Annotated in this window: 12 protein-coding genes and 3 tRNA genes; 9 read left to right on the top strand and 6 right to left on the bottom strand. The window is 62.8% G+C overall.

Annotated features, from left to right (window positions below; translation table 11 throughout):
* Window position 1 precedes the first annotated feature (1 nt).
* Together AC0969_RS04400 and AC0969_RS04395 are read right to left on the bottom strand one after the other, a co-directional pair.
* A complete protein-coding gene (locus AC0969_RS04400) occupies window positions 2-1,519 on the bottom strand; it encodes a TRAP transporter large permease (RefSeq protein ID WP_479622919.1) in 1,518 nt (505 codons plus the stop codon).
* Between the two features lie 170 nt (window positions 1,520-1,689).
* A complete protein-coding gene (locus AC0969_RS04395) occupies window positions 1,690-2,229 on the bottom strand; it encodes a TRAP transporter small permease subunit (RefSeq protein WP_479622918.1) in 540 nt (179 codons plus the stop codon).
* A gap of 486 nt (window positions 2,230-2,715) precedes the next feature.
* Between AC0969_RS04395 and AC0969_RS04390 the strand changes: the two genes are divergently transcribed.
* From AC0969_RS04390 to rimO, 7 genes are all read left to right on the top strand, one after another.
* Window positions 2,716-3,864 carry a carboxylate-amine ligase gene (locus AC0969_RS04390; protein WP_479622917.1) on the top strand — a complete coding sequence of 383 codons (1,149 nt, stop codon included), beginning with the start codon at window positions 2,716-2,718 and terminating at the stop codon, window positions 3,862-3,864.
* A gap of 53 nt (window positions 3,865-3,917) precedes the next feature.
* The gene (locus AC0969_RS04385; RefSeq protein WP_479622916.1) at window positions 3,918-5,144 is read left to right on the top strand and encodes an SUMF1/EgtB/PvdO family nonheme iron enzyme; all 1,227 of its coding nucleotides are present in this window, start codon (window positions 3,918-3,920) and stop codon (window positions 5,142-5,144) included.
* Window positions 5,145-5,286: 142 nt separating this feature from the next.
* On the top strand, window positions 5,287-6,198 hold the full coding sequence (locus AC0969_RS04380) for an alpha/beta fold hydrolase (protein ID WP_479622915.1): 912 nt from the start codon (window positions 5,287-5,289) through the stop codon (window positions 6,196-6,198).
* Window positions 6,199-6,211: 13 nt separating this feature from the next.
* Window positions 6,212-8,455: a RelA/SpoT family protein gene (locus tag AC0969_RS04375; RefSeq protein ID WP_479622914.1), complete on the top strand. Its 2,244-nt coding sequence runs from the start codon at window positions 6,212-6,214 to the stop codon at window positions 8,453-8,455.
* A gap of 49 nt (window positions 8,456-8,504) precedes the next feature.
* Window positions 8,505-8,581 (top strand) — tRNA-Val (locus AC0969_RS04370).
* Window positions 8,582-8,693: 112 nt separating this feature from the next.
* Entirely contained in the window at window positions 8,694-9,272 is a 579-nt protein-coding gene (gene phaR, locus AC0969_RS04365) for a polyhydroxyalkanoate synthesis repressor PhaR (RefSeq protein WP_479622913.1), read from the top strand.
* Between the two features lie 28 nt (window positions 9,273-9,300).
* Window positions 9,301-10,704: a 30S ribosomal protein S12 methylthiotransferase RimO gene (gene rimO, locus AC0969_RS04360; RefSeq protein ID WP_479622912.1), complete on the top strand. Its 1,404-nt coding sequence runs from the start codon at window positions 9,301-9,303 to the stop codon at window positions 10,702-10,704.
* A gap of 92 nt (window positions 10,705-10,796) precedes the next feature.
* On the opposite strand, the gene AC0969_RS04355 is transcribed toward rimO, so the two are convergent.
* Both AC0969_RS04355 and AC0969_RS04350 read right to left on the bottom strand, forming a co-directional pair.
* Window positions 10,797-10,881 (bottom strand) — tRNA-Leu (locus AC0969_RS04355).
* 93 nt (window positions 10,882-10,974) lie between these two features.
* A tRNA-Leu gene (locus tag AC0969_RS04350) sits at window positions 10,975-11,059 on the bottom strand.
* 128 nt (window positions 11,060-11,187) lie between these two features.
* Between AC0969_RS04350 and rnr the strand changes: the two genes are divergently transcribed.
* Both rnr and AC0969_RS04340 read left to right on the top strand, forming a co-directional pair.
* The gene (gene rnr / locus AC0969_RS04345) at window positions 11,188-13,485 is read left to right on the top strand and encodes a ribonuclease R (RefSeq protein WP_479623128.1); all 2,298 of its coding nucleotides are present in this window, start codon (window positions 11,188-11,190) and stop codon (window positions 13,483-13,485) included.
* Between the two features lie 12 nt (window positions 13,486-13,497).
* The gene (locus tag AC0969_RS04340) at window positions 13,498-14,253 is read left to right on the top strand and encodes an SDR family oxidoreductase (protein WP_479622911.1); all 756 of its coding nucleotides are present in this window, start codon (window positions 13,498-13,500) and stop codon (window positions 14,251-14,253) included.
* On the opposite strand, the gene AC0969_RS04335 is transcribed toward AC0969_RS04340, so the two are convergent.
* The gene (locus tag AC0969_RS04335) at window positions 14,250-15,728 is read right to left on the bottom strand and encodes an NAD(P)H-hydrate dehydratase (RefSeq protein ID WP_479622910.1); all 1,479 of its coding nucleotides are present in this window, start codon (window positions 15,726-15,728) and stop codon (window positions 14,250-14,252) included. The genes AC0969_RS04340 and AC0969_RS04335 overlap by 4 nt on opposite strands.
* Window positions 15,729-15,746: 18 nt before the next feature.
* The gene (locus AC0969_RS04330; protein ID WP_479622909.1) at window positions 15,747-16,994 is read right to left on the bottom strand and encodes an FAD-dependent oxidoreductase; all 1,248 of its coding nucleotides are present in this window, start codon (window positions 16,992-16,994) and stop codon (window positions 15,747-15,749) included.
* Window positions 16,995-17,083 lie beyond the last annotated feature (89 nt).

The raw sequence follows: 17,083 nt of genomic DNA, 5'->3' as shown, positions 1-17,083 counted from the left end.
CTCAGGGCTTCGCGGCTGCGGGCGCGGGTGCGTCCGCCGGGGCATCGGCAGGCGCATCGCCAAACGGGTTTTCGCCGTTGCTCTCGTCTGCCGGCTGCATGTCGTTGTCAGGCACCTCGATCTGGATGGTGGAGGTATCTACCTTCACCTCTTTGGGCAAGAACATGGTGACAGTTTGCGGCACAAAGATCACGATGGCCACCAGAATCACCTGCATCACTACCCACGGAATCGCACCCATGTAGATGTCGCTGGACAGAATAGGTTTCTCGATCCGCTTTTCCTTGAACAACGTGTCGGCAATGCCGCGCAGGTAGAACAGCGCAAAGCCGAACGGCGGATGCATGAAGCTGGTCTGCATGTTCACGCACAGCAGCACGCCAAACCACACCAGGTCAATGCCCAGCGAGGCCGCCACCGGCCCCAGCATGGGCAAGATGATGAAGGCGATCTCAAAGAAGTCGAGGAAGAAGGCCAGGAAGAAGATGAACAGGTTGACCACGATCAGAAAGCCGACCTGGCCGCCCGGCAGGCCGGTGAGCAGGTGCTCGACCCACTTGGCACCGTCCACGCCCTGGAACACCATCGAGAACACCCGCGCTCCGATCAAAATGAACACCACCATGGCGGTGAGCCGCATGGTGCCCACCATCGCATCCCAAATCAGGATCCGCGTCAGCCGCCTGTGGATGGCCGCCAAAATCAGCGCACCCACCACGCCCATCGCCCCGGCCTCGGTCGGCGTGGCAATGGCGGTGTCGATGCCCGGCAGGCCGCCCATCGAGCCCAGTACGGCAAAAATCAGAATGGCCGACGGAATGATGCCGCGCAGGCACTTTGCCCACAACTTGGCACCGGTGAGGGTGCGGGCGGTTTTGGGAATGCCGGGCACATGGTGCGGCTTGAACACCCCCAGCAAGAAGGTGTAGCCGGCAAAGATCAGCACTTGCAGGATTGACGGACCCCAGGCCCCCCGGTACATATCGCCCACCGAACGGCCCAGTTGGTCGGCCATGACGATCAGCACCAGCGACGGCGGCACCAGCTGGGTGATGGTGCCCGAGGCCGCCAGCACGCCGGTGGCGTAGCGCATGTTGTAGCCGTAGCGGATCATCACCGGCAGCGAAATCATCGCCATCGCAATCACCTGGCCGGCCACCGTGCCGGTGATCGCGCCCAGGATGAAGCCGACGATGATCACCGAGTAGCCCAGGCCGCCCTTGACGGTGCCGAACAGCTGGCCCATCGAATCCAGCATGTCTTCGGCCAGGCCGCATTTCTCCAGAATCGCGCCCATGAAGGTGAAGAACGGAATCGCCAGCAGCAAATCGTTCGACAAAATGCCGAAGATGTTGATCGGCAGGTTCTCCATGAACACCGCCGGAAACCAGCCCATATGGATCGCAAACAGGCCCGAAGCCATGCCCAGCGCCGACAGCGAGAAGGCCACCGGAAAGCCGATCAGCATGATCAGCACCAGCCCGCCGAACATCATCGGCGCAAAATTTTCCATCAGCATTTTTTTATCCAGTAATCGGTGCGATTGGCGCTCAATTCAGTCGGTGAACACCGTGGAACCGGCTTTGCCGGGCCACTGGTGTTGCCCCCCTGGGGGGTATGCGGCGACATGCGTTCTCGGCTTTGCAAGCCGAGTCCGGGGAAGTGAGCAAGAAACGGGGGAGAACCTATTCATTGCACCGGTTTTTCATAGTGCATGTCCATCTGAAACTTGCCTTGCAAATAGGCAATGCGCTTGATGACTTCGGCCAGGCCTTGCAGGAACATCAGCGCAAAGCCCAGTGGCAGCAGCATCATGACTGGCCAGCGGATCAAGCCACCGGCATTGTTCGACATTTCGCCCGAGCGGAACATGCCGATGAACAGCGGCCAGCTCAGCCAGGCGATGGTGGCCATTACCGGCAGCAAAAACACCAGCAGGCCGAACAGGTCTACATAGACCGGCTTGTTGCCCTTGAGGCGGCCATAAAAAATATCTACCCGCACATGTTCATTGAGCTTGAGCACCAGCGGTGCGCCCAGCATCACCGTGGTGGCAAACATGTACCACTGGATTTCGAGCCAGCCGTTGGAGCTGATGTCCAGGCCGTAGCGTACAAACGCGTTGCCCGCCGAGATCATGGCGGCGGCCAGCACGGCCCAGGCGGCGAGTCGGCCCATTTGATGGCTGACCCAATCCATGCCGAGTGCAAGTTTGAGGAGTACTGACACGGGTGTCTCCGGTGGTAACAGAACTTTCGCAAAACACCTTGTGGACCCAGAGGGCGGGTACGGGGTGTTGCGTACGTCCCAGGTGGTTGGGTTCGGCGAAACGCGCGGTTGGCAGGCGCAATGCCCGCACCGCAGGGTGAAGGTTTGGCAGCCCACGATGATACCTTTGCACGCCCATGCCTGAATGGGGGAATACAGGCCCGGTGGGCTAGTGGTTACGCCTACAGATCCCCTGCAATCCCCCCGTTCAATAGGTGGTTTGTGGGGGTATTGTTTGCGATGCCCCTGTTTTAGGGTACGGTAAGACCGACGCTCATCGGACCCGTAGGCGATTTTTACGTGCACTGTGTGCGCTGCCCAAGCCTGAAGAGGCTCGCCACGCGGCCTCCTATTGCGGCACCCAGCCGTGGTTTTCAGGGCCTAACGTCCGCTCTCCACCCTGCTGGAGAAACCCTTCAACCCCATCGCACCCCAAGGAGCCAAGGCATGGATTTCAAACATTCAAAAGCACTCACATTCGGCATGGAGCTGGAACTGCAACTGGTGGACGAAGACACCGGCCAGCTGTCACCGTGCAGCGCCGAGCTGTGGACCGAGCTGGAGGTGCTGCCCGAGCACGAGCGCTTCTCGCTGGAGGCCACCCGCTCCACGATGGAGGTCACCAGTTCCATCCACGAAGATTCCGATGCCCTGGAGGCCGAAACCCGTGAAAACGTACGCACCTTGAAAAAAATTGCCCGCAGGCAAGGGGCTGACGTGCGCGGTGGCGGCACCCACATCTTGCAGTTCTGGAACGAGCGCGAGTTCACCGAAACCGACCGCGCCGCCGAGCTGCAAGCCCAATACGGCTTCTTGCCCAAGCGCTTTTCCACCTATGGCATGCACGTCCATATTGGCGTACCGGGTAAGGAAGAGGCCATCCAGGTCGCGAATGTGCTGCAAAGCCTGTGCCCCCTGTTTATTGCACTGTCTGCCGCATCCCCGTTTCAGCAGGGCGTGGATACCGGTTTTTGCTCTGCACGGCCCCTGGAGCCTCTGGTCTACCCATATGGCGGCCCCATGCCGCGCGTGACCAGCTGGGCCGAATTCGAAACCATAGCCCAAGAAATATTTGATTCTGGTTTGGCCAAAACCTTGAAAGATATTTACTGGGATGTGCGCCCCAAGCCCGAATTTGGCACGGTCGAAGTGCGGGTGTTTGATACGCCCCTGAGCGTGCGCAAGGCCGTCGCCCTGGCCGCATTCACCCGGGGCTGCGCGGCCCTGGCCTTGCACGGCCAACCGGGCTACGCCCCGATCGCGATTCCCTTCAACACCGAGCGCGTCAGCCGGTTCATGGCCTGCCGCGACGGCATGGAGGCCCGGCTGTTCAACCCGGCAGTCTGCGAATGGATGCCCGCCCGGCAATGGCTGGCCATGCTGGTGGAGCGCATAGAGCAGCACCCGGTCTGCGCTGCCGATATGCGCAAGATCCGCAGCCTGCACCAACAGGCACACCAGCCGCAAGACTCTGACACCATGCGCGAAACTTGGGGCAACATCCTCAATGCCTCGCCCAACATGGCGCACTGGGCGCCCGGCCCGCTGGAGTACGCCGTCAACTCGCGCGAACACTGCGCCCGTTTGCTGGCGTAACAAGATAAGCACGTTGCAGGTGGCGGGCTTCACAAGCCAGTCAATAATCGTCTATGCCGATCCGCGCACCGTACGTGCTACCCCAACACCTGGATTCGCCCACCATGCGCCACGCCGGGCGCGACCTGCTGTCGCTGGCGCTGATGGACGCGCGCAACCACACCCTGCACCTGCTCGACCATTTTGAATCGGCCCCCGCCATCGCTGCCAGCAACCTACAGCCGCGCTGGCTGGCCGGCCATATCGGCTGGATGGCCGAGGCCTGGCTGGGCCGCAACACCCAGCGTGGGCGCGGCGCGTCTTGCCCGTTCCAGCCCACCCGGCTGGCTTCTATCGAACCCCTGGCCGATGTTTGGTGGAACCCCGAGCAAATGGACCGCCGCAGCACGATTCCCCCTCCCGATCTGGCCACCACCAAAGATTTTCTTCTGCACACACTGGAGAGCACGCTAGAGCTGCTGGAGAAAACCACCGAGACCGATGACGCGCTGTACTTCTACCGCCTGGCCCTGTTCCATGAAGACCTGCGCAGCGAACAGCTCATCACCCTGGCCCAACTGCACGGCGTGCCCCTGCAACTGCCCGTGACCGTCGCGGCCCAGCCGCGCCAACCGTTGGCCTTGCCCGCGATGGACTGGCAACTGGGCTCACCGCCCGGCGGCTTTGTGTTTGACAACGAAAAATGGGCCCATCCGGTGGCCGTGCCCGCCTTTGAGATCGACGCCCAGGCCGTCAGCTGGGCCCAGTTCGTCGAATTTGTAATGGATGGCGGCTACGACCACGCCGCTTGGTGGCTGCCCGAGGGCTGGGCTTGGCTGCAAGCCCTGGCCGAAGGCGAGGGACGGCGCGGTCCGCGCTACGTGGACCAGATCGGCGTGGCCAGCGGCGCGGTGCTGCAAACCCGCTTTGGCCAGCGGCTGCGCGTGGCGGGCAGCCAGGCTGCCATGCATGTGAGTTGGTGGGAGGCCGATGCCTGGTGCCGCTGGGCCGGGCGGCGCTTGCCCAGCGAGGTGGAATGGGAGCGCGCCGCCATCGGTGCCGCAGGCCAGGGCTTCCGCTGGGGCGAGGTGCACGAGTGGACCGCCAATACCTTCCGCCCCTGGCCGGGCTTCAGCGCCGACCCGTGGATGCTCTATTCCGTACCCTGGTTTGGCCAGGCCAAAGTGCTGCGCGGGGCCGCCTTTGCCACCCGCGCCCGCATGAAGCACCCCAAGTTCCGGGGTTTTGCCTTACCGGGCGATGACGTGCGCTTTGTGGGCTTTCGCTCGTGCGCTGCATAGTGCTATATAAATAATAGCTGCTTGCGCATATTAAATATGCGCTAGAGGCACTTTTTGCTTATATTTTTGACCGCTAACCACGCTGGCCGCCGTATATTCCGTTTGGATTAGGATGGCCTTATCTTTCCGTTTGAGCCTACCCATGACCGAACCCCGCCTTTGCTACGTCCCGTGTCCCGGAGCGGCCTCTACCCACGGCACAGTCGGCCACCGTATGGCTTATTGGCAGTGGGGCGACGCGGCCAACCCCCATGTGGTGGTCTGTGCCCACGGCCTGACCCGCCAGGGCCGCGACTTCGACGTGCTGGCCCGCGCCCTTAGCCGCTTCGCCCGCGTCATCTGCCCCGACGTGGTGGGCCGGGGCCAGAGCGACTGGCTGCAAGACCCGCAGGCCTACCAAATCCCGCATTACGCCGCTGACATGCTGGCGCTGCTGGCCCAGGTGCATGCCGAGTCCCCCATCAACACGGTGGACTGGCTAGGCACAAGCATGGGCGGCCTGATCGGTCTGGCGCTGCTGGGCACGCCCGGCCTGCCGCTGCCCGTGCCGGTACGCCGCCTGGTGCTCAACGATATTGGCCCCACCCTGGACCTGCCCGCCTTGCAGCGTATCGCCAGCTACCTGGGCAAAACCGGTCGCTTCGATACCCTGCAACAAGCCGCCGACGCGATGTGGGCCATCTCCAGCAGCTTTGGCCCGCACACGTCCACCCAGTGGCTGGAGCTGTCGCGCCACATGGTGCGCCCGCTGGTGGCGGGCGAGCCGGCGCTCACCCTGCACTACGACCCGGCCCTGGCCGCTGCGTTTGGTACGTTTACCGCCGAATCCGCTGCTGCGGGCGAGGCGGCGCTGTGGACGCTGTATGAGGCCATCACGGCACAGACCTTGCTGCTGCGGGGCGCAGAGTCGGATTTGCTCTCCATCGCCACCGTCCAGGCCATGACCCAGCGCGGCCCGAAAGCCCGGTTGGTGGAATTTACGGGTGTAGGCCATGCACCCACCTTCGTCGCGGATGACCAGGTCGCCGTGGTTGTCGATTTTTTACAGAATTGAGAAAGCCTGCTGGATGAAAAGTTTGCAGACCGCGCAATCCACAGCGGCCAACGAAGAGCGACTCTCTGGCATTCCCGGCGTAGTGGCCGCCACCGCCCAGACCCTGCCCGAGCAGGCCCACGCCCTGGCCCGTGCGCGTAATTTTGCCGAGCCGTTGATCGCCGATGAACTGCTAGACACCGGCGAAAACACCCTGGCCCACGCCGATGCCGTGGCTGCCATCCTGCGCGCCGTGGGTGGTTCTGAGGCCATGCAGGCCGCCAGTTACCTGGTCTACGCCTGCGAGCATCTGAACAAACCGCAAGAGGTCATCACCAAGGCCTTTGGGGCCAATTTCGCCGCCCTGGCACTGGAGACCACGCAGCTCATGCGGGTCCAGCGCCTGTCGCGCGGGGCCGAGTCGTCGGCCCACCTGGCAGACGACCCTGCCGTGCAAACCGAGAACGTACGCAAGATGCTGCTGGCCTTCTCGCGCGACTTGCGGGTGGTGATGTTGCGCCTGGCCTCGCGCCTGCAAACCCTGCGCTATTGCGCCGCCAGCAAAACCCCGGTGTCGCCCCGGCTGGCCCGCGAATCGCTGCAAGTGTTTGCCCCGCTGGCGAATCGCCTGGGCATCTGGCAGATCAAATGGGAGCTGGAAGACCTGGCGTTTCGCTTCACCGAGCCCGATGTCTACAAACAAGTGGCCCGCCTGCTGGACGAAAAGCGCATCGAGCGCGAAGCCAATATGGAGCAACTGCGCGCCAGCCTGGAGGCCGAGCTGGCCAGTCAGGGCATCACGGCCACGGTGCAGGGGCGGCCCAAACACATCTACAGCATCGTCAAAAAGATGCGCGGTAAGTCGCTGGGTTTTGACCAGCTGTTCGACATCCGAGCCCTGCGCGTGATCGTGCCCAGCGTGCCCGACTGCTACGCATCTTTGGGCTGGGTGCATGCCCGCTTCGTGCCCATGACCGAAGAGTTTGACGACTACATCGCCAAGCCCAAGGGCAACGGTTACCAGTCGCTGCATACCGTGGTGCTGCAAATGGTGGGCGGCGTGGCCTGTTTGCCGATTGAAATCCAGATTCGCACCCAGGCCATGCACGACCATGCAGAGCACGGCGTGGCCGCCCACTGGGCTTACAAAGAGGCGGGTACCAAGGGCTACGCTGGTGTCTCGGCCAGCGGCGAATACGACGCAAAAATCACCGTTCTGCGCCAGTTGCTGGCCTGGGAGCGGGATCTGTCTGGCGCCGCGCCGCAAAGCGCCGACCTGCTGGGCGACCGCATCTACGTGCTGACCCCCGATGCCGCCGTGGTCGAGCTGCCCGCCGGGTCCACCGCCGTAGACTTTGCCTACAGCGTGCACACCAACCTGGGCCACCGCTGCCGGGGTGCCAAGGTAGACGGCGTGCAGGTGCCGCTGAACACCCCGCTGCAAAACGGCCAAACGGTGGAGATCACCGCCGCCAAAGAAGGTGGCCCGTCGCGCGACTGGCTGAACCCGGACCTGGGCTACCTGGCCAGCCACCGTGCCCGGGCCAAGGCCCGTGCCTGGTTCAATGCTGCGGCCCTGCACACCACGGTGGCACGGGGCCGCGAGGCGGTGGAAAAGCTGCTACAGCGCGAAGGCAAAACCGCCACCAAGCTGGACGATCTGGCGGCCCGCCTGGGCTTCAAGTCGGCCGATGACCTGTTTGAGGTGGTGGGCAAGGACGAATTCTCGCTGCGCACCATCGAGATCCTGCTGCGCCCGCCCGAGCCGGTGCTGGCGCCGGACGACTATCTGCTGCTCAAAAAAGCCCGCACCCCCGAGAGTTCGCCCAAAGGCGGCGTGCTGGTGGTGGGCGTGGAGTCGCTGATGACGCAATTGGCCAAGTGCTGCAAGCCCGCGCCGCCGGATGCCATTTTGGGTTTCATCACGCGTGGCAAGGGGGTCAGCATCCACCGCGCCGATTGCAGCAACTTCCGCGAAATGTCGGTGCGCAACGGCGAGCGGGTGATCGAGGTGGAGTGGGGCAGCGGCAAAAAAGAAGGTGTGTCTGTCTACCCGGTGGATGTTTCGGTGCAGGCCGCCGACCGCCAGGGCCTGCTGCGCGACATCTCCGAAGTCTTCACCAAGGAGAAAATGAATGTCATCGGCGTACAGACCCAGTCGGTCAAAGGCACGGCCTGGATGACCTTCACCGTGGAGGTCGCCGATGCCGCCCGCCTGGGCAAGGTGCTGGGCGTGGTGTCCGACGTGGCAGGCGTGCGTTCGGCCCGGCGGCGCTAAGTGCCCTTAAAACCCATGCTATACTAGCGCTCTGCATTTGGCAGACTTTAGGCGCGTAGCTCAGCTGGTTAGAGCACCACCTTGACATGGTGGGGGTCGATGGTTCGAGTCCATTCGCGCCTACCAAATTCAAGCCCTGTACATCAGTGATGTACAGGGCTTTTGGTTTTGTGGCGGGGCCTTTTTATCTGTTTTCAGGGTAATCCTTGAAGCGGTGTGCCTGGTGGTTTTTTAAAATATGTTGCAGTGCAGTAAGCTGCCATCCACACAACGAAAGACAGCAGTGCCCAGCCATTCTCCGAACAGCGCGAACACCGCCCAGCGCGTCATCAAGAAGTACCCGAACCGCCGCCTCTACGATACCGATACATCGACGTACATCACTTTGATCGAAGTCAAAAAGCTGGTCATGGAGCGTGAACCGGTGCAGGTGGTGGATGCCAAAACCGGCGACGATCTGACCCGTGCCATCCTGCTGCAAATCATTTTGGAAGAGGAGTCCGGTGGTGCCCCCATGTTCACCGAGCAAGCTCTGGCCAATATGATTCGCTTCTACGGCAATACCATGCAAGGCTTTCTGGGTCCGTACCTTGAAAAAAATGTGCAAACTTTTGTCGATTTGCAGTCCACTATGGGTGAGCAAGCCAAGGGTATGACCCCCGAGGCCTGGGCGCAAATGCTGAAATTGCAGTCACCTGCCATGCAGGGCATGATGGGCAGCTACGTCGAGCAATCCAAAAATGTCTTTGTGCAAATGCAGGAGCAAATGCAAAAGCAAACCGCCCAAATGCTGGGTAGTTTTGGGTTGAAGCCCTAGATTTTTCGGGGGCGGCGACAATATGGGGATGATCGAAGCAATATCCCCCCCATTAGTCCCCACCAAAATACCCAAAGTCGGATTCGTCAGCCTGGGCTGCCCCAAGGCGCTGACCGACTCTGAACTCATCCTTACCCAGCTCAGCGCTGAAGGCTACCAAACCTCCAAAACCTTTGAGGGTGCCGATCTGGTGATTGTCAACACCTGCGGTTTCATCGACGATGCCGTCAAGGAGAGCCTGGACACCATTGGTGAGGCGCTGGCCATCAATGGCCGCGTGATTGTCACCGGCTGCCTGGGTGCTAAGGCGGGTGATTCCGGCGGCAACCTGGTGCGGCAAATGCACCCCAGTGTGCTGGCCGTCACCGGCCCGCATGCCACGCAAGAGGTGATGGATGCCGTCCACGCCAATTTGCCCAAGCCGCACGACCCGTTCATGGATCTGGTCCCCAATGCCTTTGGCACGGCGGGCATCAAGCTCACGCCTCGGCACTATGCGTATTTGAAAATCAGCGAAGGCTGTAATCACCGCTGCACTTTCTGCATCATCCCGTCCATGCGCGGCGACCTGGTGTCGCGCAATATTGGCGATGTGCTCAGCGATGCCAAGGCTCTGTTTGAAGGCGGCGTGAAAGAGCTGCTGGTGATTAGCCAGGATACGTCTGCCTATGGTGTGGATGTGAAGTACCGCACCGGCTTCTGGGATGGCAAGCCCGTCAAAACCCGCATGCTGGAGCTGGTGCAAACGCTTGCCGATATCGCCGAGCCGTATGGTGCCTGGGTGCGTCTGCACTATGTCTATCCGTACCCCAGTGTGGATGAAATTATTCCTCTCATGGCCACGGGTCGCGTATTGCCGTATCTGGATGTGCCTTTGCAGCATAGCCATCCCGATGTGCTCAAGCGTATGAAGCGCCCGGCCAGTGGCGAGAAAAATCTGGAGCGCATCCAGCGCTGGCGCGAAGCCTGCCCGTCACTGGTGATCCGCAGCACCTTCATCGCCGGTTTTCCGGGCGAAACCGAAGAAGAGTTTGCGCATTTGCTGGATTTTATGCGCGAAGCCCAGATCGACCGTGCGGGCTGTTTTGCCTACAGCCCGGTGGATGGAGCCGCCGCCAACGACATTCCCGGCATGCTGCCCTTTGAGTTGCGCGAAGAGCGCCGCGCCCGTTTTATGGCCGTTGCCGAAGAGGTGTCTGCGGCCAAGCTACTCAAACGCGTTGGTGCCACCATGCAGGTACTGGTGGATTCCGCACCTGGCATGGGTAAAAAGGGCGGTATTGGCCGCAGTTATGCCGATGCGCCCGAGATTGACGGCATCGTGCGCCTGTTACCGCCTGAGAAAATCAGCAAAACCTTGAAGGTGGGTGAGTTCACCAAGGCCCGCATTGTGGGTACGCAAGGCCATGACCTGGTAGCGTTGCCGATCTAGGTTGCGCCTGGCTTGCCCGATGCAAATCGGGTAAGCTAAAAATGGGCAAAAAAAAGCCGCTAACTTGTTAGCGGCTTTTTCTTTGAAAGGTGTGGTGCCCAGAACTGGACTCGAACCAGCACGCCTTGCAGCGCTGCGACCTGAACACAGTGCGTCTACCAATTTCGCCATCTGGGCCCACGAAACTCTCACAATCTGCAATTGGTATTTTGCAGATTTTTAACCATAAAAAAACCGCCAATTACACAGCGGTTTTTTCAAGATAAGGTGTGGTGCCCAGAACTGGACTCGAACCAGCACGCCTTGCAGCGCTGCGACCTGAACACAGTGCGTCTACCAATTTCGCCATCTGGGCCCACGAGTTAAAGTATAACATCACAAAAATAGTGTTTCAAATGCTGCGGCCCCAACTTGCGCATTTAATTCGGGTTTTGTTCCTTGCCCCAACTCCTGATACGCTCTAGGCACATTAGTAAAGAGAGAATACTTATCAAAACGACCAGCCATACCAGCGGCCTGCTGGACGAGATTGAAGGCACCATCCAGGGTCACCGCGATGGACACGGGTTTGTACTGCGCGACGACGGCGAGTCCGATATTTACCTGCCTTCTAATGAGATGCGCGCCGTGCTGCACAAGGACCGGGTCAAGGTCAACATCGTGCGCAGCGACCGCAAAGGCCGCCCCGAAGGCCGGGTTGTGGAAATTGTCGAGCGGCCCCCTCAGCCCATCATTGGCCGCCTGTTGCAAGAAAGCGGCATCTGGCTCGTCGCCCCTGAAGACAAGCGCTACGGCCAGGATGTCTTGATCCCCAAGGCTGGTATCGGCAGCGCCAAGGCTGGGCAGGTGGTGGTGGTTGAGCTGACCGAGCCCCCCGCGCTGTTTGGCCAACCCGTAGGCCGCGTCAAAGAGGTGCTGGGCGAGGTGGACGACCCTGGCATGGAAATCGAAATTGCGGTGCGCAAATACGATGTGCCCCATGTGTTCTCCGATGCCTGTATTGCCTTGGCCCGCACCTTGCCCGACAAAGTGCGCCCCCAGGACAAAAAGAACCGTGTCGATCTGACCGATGTGCCCCTGGTCACCATCGACGGTGAAGATGCCCGCGACTTTGACGATGCCGTCTACTGCGAACCGGCCAAGGTCGGCCGTAGCAAGGGCTGGCGCTTGCTGGTCGCCATTGCGGACGTGAGCAACTATGTGGAAACCGGCTCTGCCATCGACGTAGATGCCTATGAGCGCGCCACCAGCGTGTACTTTCCACGCCGTGTGATTCCCATGCTGCCTGAGAAGCTGTCCAACGGCCTGTGCTCGCTGAACCCGGATGTGGAACGCCTGTGCATGGTCTGCGACATGCTGGTCACGGCCAAGGGCGATGTGCACGCCTACCAGTTCTACCCGGCAGTGATGTTCAGCCACGCGCGCTTTACCTACACCGAAGTGGCCGCAATTCTGGCCAACACCCGTGGCCCCGAAGCGACGCGCCGCAAAGACCGCGTGACCGACTTGCTGAACCTGCAAGATGTTTACCAGGCCCTGCTGGTGGCCCGCAAGGTGCGCGGCGCGGTAGATTTTGAAACCGTTGAGACGCAAATCGTTTGCGATGAAGGCGGCCGGATCGAAAAAATCATTCCCCGCACCCGCAACGAAGCCCACAAGCTCATCGAGGAGGCGATGCTGGCCGCCAATGTGTGCAGCGCCGACTTCATTGCCCAAGGCAAGCACCCGGGCCTGTTCCGCGTGCACGAAGGCCCCACGCCCGAGAAGATCGAGATCCTGCGCAACTACCTGAAAGCCACCGGTGTCGGCATGTCGATCAGCGACGATCCGAAACCCGGCGAATTCCAGGCCATTGCCAACGCCACCAAAGACCGGCCCGACGCGCCGCAAATCCACTCGATGTTGCTGCGCTCGATGCAGCAAGCGATCTACACGCCGATGAATGGTGGGCATTTCGGCTTGGCGTTTGATGCCTACACCCACTTCACCAGCCCGATCCGGCGCTACCCCGATCTGCTGGTGCACCGCGTCATCAAGGCGATTCTGGCGCACCGCAAATACCAGCTGCCGGCGCTGCCCACCCCGGGCGAGGCGCATGCCAAGTTGGCCAAGCGCCTGAGCAAGGGCGCAGCCTCCAAATTGGAAGGCAAGGTCGGCGAACCCGACATCAAAATCAAAAAAGTCAGCCCCGAAACGCTGGCTTGGCAGGCGGCAGGCCTGCATTGCAGTGCCAACGAGCGCCGTGCCGACGAGGCCAGTCGCGACGTGGAAGCCTGGCTGAAGTGCAAATACATGCGCGAACATCTGGGCGAGGAATTTGGTGGCACGGTCACCGCCGCCACCGGCTTCGGCATCTTCGTCACTTTGGACGCGATGTACGTTGAAGGCCTGGTGCACATCACCGAGCTGGGCGGCGAATACTTCAAGTTCGACGAGGCCCGCCAAGAGTTGCGCGGTGAGCGCACCGGCATCCGCTACGCCATCGGCACGCGGGTGCAGGTGCAGGTCAGCCGCGTGGATTTGGATGGCCGCAAGATCGACTTCCGCCTGATCCGTGAAGGCGAAGAGCTGGTCAACCGCGCCATGAAAGACAAGGGCGTGCAGCGCGAAGGCCCGGGCCGCCCCGAGCCTGCCCCGGCCAAGCGCTCGGGCCGTAAACCGGGCGCTGCGGCCCCGCGTGACCGTGACCATGCCGAGCGCGGGCCGATCCAGGCCCCCGCCGCAGGCAAAGCGCCCGCCAAGAATGGCGCAGCCAAAAAGAAGCCCCGCACCCGTCGCTAAAGGACCACCGCCATGCACAGCGTTTCAAAAGTCGCCATCGTCACCGGCGCAGGCAGCGGTATTGGCCGCGCGGTGGCCCTGGCGCTGCTGGCCGATGGCTACCGGGTGGTGCTGGCGGGCCGTCGTGCCGAACCCTTGCAAGCGGTGGTACTCGAATCCGCTGCCGCAGAGCGTGCGCTGGCCGTGCCCACCGATGTGACCGATCCCGCCGCCGTGCAGGCCCTGTTCGCGGCGGCCGTGGCTGCGTTTGGCCGGGTCGATCTGCTGTTCAACAACGCGGGTACCGGCACGCCCGCCGTGCTGCTGGAGGATTTGACGCTGGCCCAGTGGCAGGGCGTTGTGAACGTAAATTTCACCGGCATGTTCTTGTGTATCCAGCAGGCGTTTCGGGTGATGCAGGCGCAAAGCCCGCAGGGTGGCCGCATCATCAATAACGGCTCCATCTCCAGCAGTACGCCGCGCCCGAATTCCATCGCTTACACCGCCACCAAGCACGGCGTGCGCGGCATGACCAAGGCCGCCGCACTGGATGGCCGCAAATACAACATCGCCGTGGGCCAGATCGACATCGGCAACGCCGCCACCGACATGACCCAGCGCATGCGCACCGGCGTTTTGCAGCCGAATGGCGAGATGGTGGTGGAGCCGGTGATGGATGTAGCCATCGTCGGCAAATCGGTGCTGTACATGGACAGCCTGCCGCTGGAGGCCAACGTGTTGTTCCACACGGTGATGGCCACCAAGATGCCCTTCGTCGGACGCGGCTAGGTTCTGGCCAGCGCGCTGGCCGTCAGCGGCACGCCCGCAGGCCAGTGGTCCGCCGCTAGCCCGTGCGCATACACCGCTTCGCAGGCGGCGGCCACGGCGTACTGGCCCATCGCCAGCCGGGCACCGACCATCCCGGCCAATACATCCCCGGTTCCTGCGGTGGCCAGCCGTCCATTGCCCGTCGGGTTGATGCTGGGGATCTGGCTGGGCGCGGCGATGACGGTGCCTGATCCTTTTAATACCACCACGCACGCGAATCGATCGGCCAGTTGTTGGGCGGCGCTGAGCCGGTCGGCCTGGATCTGGGTGGTGCTGCAACCCAGCAGGCGGGCGGCTTCCAGCGGATGGGGCGTGAGCACCGTGGGCAGGCCCTGGGCGGCACGGGCGCGGAGTTGGGTTTGCAGGGCCGTGTCGGCCGCGATGGCGTTGAGCGCGTCGGCATCCAGCACCAGCCGGGCGGCCTCGGCCAGCACTTTGGGCAGCAGGGCACGCACCGCCTCGCCGCCGCCACATCCGCAGACCACGGCCAGCGCGTGCAGCGGCAGAGCCCCTGGCGTGCGGAACATCAGCTCGGGCTGCTGTGGGTGTACGCCCAGGCTGCCGCCGTCCAGCAGGCCGACGAAGACGCGCCCGGCCCCTGTGTGCAGGGCGGCGCTGGCGGCCAGCAGGGCGGCTCCGGCCATGCCCGGCGCGCCGCCGAGGATGGCCACGTCACCGTAGCTGCCCTTGTGGCTGGCATGCGTGCGGCAGGTGGGCGGCGGTGCGCCGACCCGTTGGGCGGTAGCGGCATGGTCGGGGGAGGTGTCTAAATCGTCCAGCCAGACTTGGCCTGCGGTGTCGCGGCCCCGGCCGGTGAACAGGCCGGGTTTCAGGCCCAGCAGGCAGAGCGTATTTTTAGCATGAATTATGCCGCTAGCGCTTATGCTATTTGCACTAGTAGCTGCGGAATTAATAGCAAAACTACCGGTATCGGCTTGCAGGCCGGTGGGCAGGTCGATGGCCAGCGTGGGTGCCGGGCTGGCGTTCATGGCGCTGATCCACGCGGCCATGCTGCCCGCCGGAGCGCGGTTGCTGCCGATGCCCAATAGCGCGTCGATGCACAGGTCTTGGGCGGTCAGGGCGGTGGGCGGCGCATCGGCAAAGGGCACACCAGCAGCACGGGCGCGGGCCAGGGCGGCCAGGCTGTCGGCGGGAGCTCTGGCTTCCGTGCCCAGCCAGGTCACCACCACGGTTTTGCCGCGCAGATGCAGTTGCAGCGCGGCCTCTAGCCCGTCGCCGCCGTTGTTACCGGGGCCGCAGGCGATCCAGACGGTGCGGGCATGTGGGGCCAGCGCCAGGGCCAGCCGGGCTACGGCCAGCCCGGCACGTTGGACCAGGGTGTGGGGCGGCAAATTTGCCATGGCCGCTTGTTCGATGCGTCGCGTGGCGGCGGTGTTGAACAAGGGGTACGGGCGGTCGGGCGTGATGCGTTGCATTTCCCGATTGTGCGGCGGTCAGCGGCGATCCAGCCCCAGGCCGGTTAAATCTACTTCGGGGACGCGGCCTGCTACCAGGTCGGCAGTGGCGCGGGCGCTGCCGCTGGCCAGGGCCCAGCCGTGCGCACCGTGGCCCAGATTCAGCCACACGCCGGGCAGGCCGCTGGGGCCGATCAGCGGGCAACCGTCGGGCAGGGTGGGGCGGGCCCCTTTCCAGATTTGCACGTTGCTGGCGAGCTGGGCCGCGCCGGGGAACCAGTCGTACAGCACTTTGTACAGGCGGGCGATGGCGGCGGGGTCTTTGGCATCGGCCCGGCTGCCGATGTCCATGCCCCCGGCGACCCGCACGCGCTGGCCCATGCGGGCGATGCTGGTGCCGTGCTGCGCGTCGAGCACGGCACTGACCGGGGCATTCAGCGGCTCGCGGATGTTGGCCGACAGGGAGTAGCCGACCACTGCCGCCAGAGGAATCGGCAGGCCCAGCGGCTTGAGCAGCGCTGCCGAGTCCAGCCCGGCGCACACCACCACCGCGTCAAAGCGGCGTGGTGTAGTTTCATTTGCTATCAAAATAGTAGCTTCTGGCGCAGGTGTTATATGCGCTACCGTGCGATTGAACTCAAATTGCACGCCGCATTGCTGGGCCTGCGCCTTGAGCAGCATGGTGAACTGGCGGCAGTTGCCCACGGCATCGCCGGGCAGGGCGATGGCGGCGGCGAGGGCGGTGTCGGGGTGCAGGGCGGGCTCACGTAGGCGGGCGGCGGCGGCACCGATCTGTAGCGCCGCAATGCCTGCGTCTTGCAGCCGTTGCAGCGTGGGCTGGGCCTGGGCCACTTCTTTGTCGGTGCGCAGCAGTAGCAGGCAGCCTTCGCTGCGGTCGTAGTCCAGGTGCAGGCCGTGGGTCAGGGCTTGCAGGCATTCGGCGCTGTAGTGCGCCAGGGTTTGCAGGCGGGCCTGGTGGCGCAGGGAGGCGGCGGGTGCTTGGGCGCGGCGGGCCTTCCAGAGCCAGGCGAGTTCGCGGCTGCTGAGGTTCCAGCCCAGTTGCAAGGGCGCTTGGCGGCTGAACAGGCCTTTGAAAACGCTGCTGGGTGCATCCCACGGCATGGCATGGCCGGGAGTGAGGGGCAGGAGGACGCCTGCGTTGGCAAAGCTGGCTTCTTCGGCGGCAGCGCTGCGGCGCTCGAAAACGGTTACTACATGGCCGTCAGCGGCCAAGGCATACGCGGTGCTGACGCCTACGACGCCCGCGCCAATCACGGCGATCTTCATGCGGCAGACGCTCGCATTTTCTCAAACAACATGGAAGCCTTAGATATATATAAAAAGTGCCTGTAGCGCATATTCTGATTGCGCTGTTA

The organism is Rhodoferax sp. LB1P47 (assembly GCF_056521445.1).
Note: the sequence above shows the minus strand (reverse complement) of the source record. Positions and strands in the feature narration are given on the sequence as shown.

What these genes read in the sequence shown, in the direction of transcription:
- AC0969_RS04400 (WP_479622919.1), bottom strand. Translation starts at nt 1,519, where the DNA reads ATGCTGATGGAAAATTTTGCGCCGATGATGTTCGGCGGGCTGGTGCTG.
- AC0969_RS04390 (WP_479622917.1), top strand. Translation starts at nt 2,716, where the DNA reads ATGGATTTCAAACATTCAAAAGCACTCACATTCGGCATGGAGCTGGAA.
- AC0969_RS04385 (WP_479622916.1), top strand. Translation starts at nt 3,918, where the DNA reads ATGCCGATCCGCGCACCGTACGTGCTACCCCAACACCTGGATTCGCCC.
- AC0969_RS04380 (WP_479622915.1), top strand. Translation starts at nt 5,287, where the DNA reads ATGACCGAACCCCGCCTTTGCTACGTCCCGTGTCCCGGAGCGGCCTCT.
- AC0969_RS04375 (WP_479622914.1), top strand. Translation starts at nt 6,212, where the DNA reads ATGAAAAGTTTGCAGACCGCGCAATCCACAGCGGCCAACGAAGAGCGA.
- phaR (WP_479622913.1), top strand. Translation starts at nt 8,694, where the DNA reads ATGTTGCAGTGCAGTAAGCTGCCATCCACACAACGAAAGACAGCAGTG.
- rimO (WP_479622912.1), top strand. Translation starts at nt 9,301, where the DNA reads ATGATCGAAGCAATATCCCCCCCATTAGTCCCCACCAAAATACCCAAA.
- AC0969_RS04340 (WP_479622911.1), top strand. Translation starts at nt 13,498, where the DNA reads ATGCACAGCGTTTCAAAAGTCGCCATCGTCACCGGCGCAGGCAGCGGT.
- AC0969_RS04335 (WP_479622910.1), bottom strand. Translation starts at nt 15,728, where the DNA reads ATGCAACGCATCACGCCCGACCGCCCGTACCCCTTGTTCAACACCGCC.
- AC0969_RS04330 (WP_479622909.1), bottom strand. Translation starts at nt 16,994, where the DNA reads ATGAAGATCGCCGTGATTGGCGCGGGCGTCGTAGGCGTCAGCACCGCG.